Origin of the sequence: Streptomyces niphimycinicus (assembly GCF_018883605.1) — a bacterium.
Taxonomy (GTDB): domain Bacteria; phylum Actinomycetota; class Actinomycetes; order Streptomycetales; family Streptomycetaceae; genus Streptomyces; species Streptomyces niphimycinicus.
Genome location: NZ_JAHLEM010000065.1, coordinates 1 through 857, shown reverse-complemented (window position 1 = coordinate 857; position 857 = coordinate 1). Strand labels below are relative to the sequence as shown.

Genomic DNA, 857 nt, shown 5'->3' with positions numbered 1-857 from the left:
TCACTCCGGGCATTCGTCGCGCGTGTGCGGGACGACGCCGACGTCCGCGTCATCGTCTTCGAGAGCGCTGACCCGGAGTTCTTCGTTGCGCACGGTGACATGGCCTACCTCACCGACCCTGACGCGCTGCCCGCGGCCACTCGCGCCGCGATCGCGGCCGCGCCGGGTTCGACCGTCCCGGAAGGGCTGAACATCCTCCAGGCGATGAGCGAAGAGGTCCGCTCGCTGCCGCAGGTCACCATCGGCAAGCTGGCGGGCTTCGCGCGCGGCGCGGGCAACGAGTTCTTCATGTACCTGGACATGCGATTCGCGGCGATCGGCAAGTCGGGGCAGGGGCAGCCGGAGTCCTTGATGGGGATCCTCCCCGGAGGCGGCGGCACGGTGAACATGACGCGCCTGGCAGGAAGGGCCCGCGCACTGGAGCTCATCCTCGGCGCCGAACTCGTGGGCGCGGAGCTCGCGGAACGGTACGGCCTGATCAACCGTGCCCTGCCCGCCGCCGAACTCGATTCCTTCGTCGACACCCTCGCCCGACGGATCGCCGGCCTCCGGCCGGAGGTGATCTCCATCACGAAGGCCGCGGTCGACACGGTCGCGCAGCCGATTCCGCGTGCGGCGTACGCCGTTGAGAACGAGGGCCTGTTCGCGGCGTTCGGCGATGAGGTCACCGAGCTCGCCCACAAGCTGCTCGCCGCTGGTATCCAGACCCGCGAGGGCGAACGGGACCACGAGCGCATCGCCAACAGCATCTGAGTGCCCAAGCTCTCGCCATCCGTGCGCAGAGGCTCCGTGGGAAGAATTCCTCAGCCATTGCCGGCCCGCGCGTTGCCGAGTGCTCAGGCCGACCACCCTGGTTC

At 69.2% G+C, this 857-nt stretch carries 1 protein-coding gene; it reads left to right on the top strand.

Annotated elements, in window-relative coordinates:
• Positions 1-753: enoyl-CoA hydratase/isomerase family protein (locus KN815_RS07955; protein ID WP_216341037.1), on the top strand; the 753-nt coding region annotated here is incomplete at its 5' end.
• Positions 754-857 lie beyond the last annotated feature (104 nt).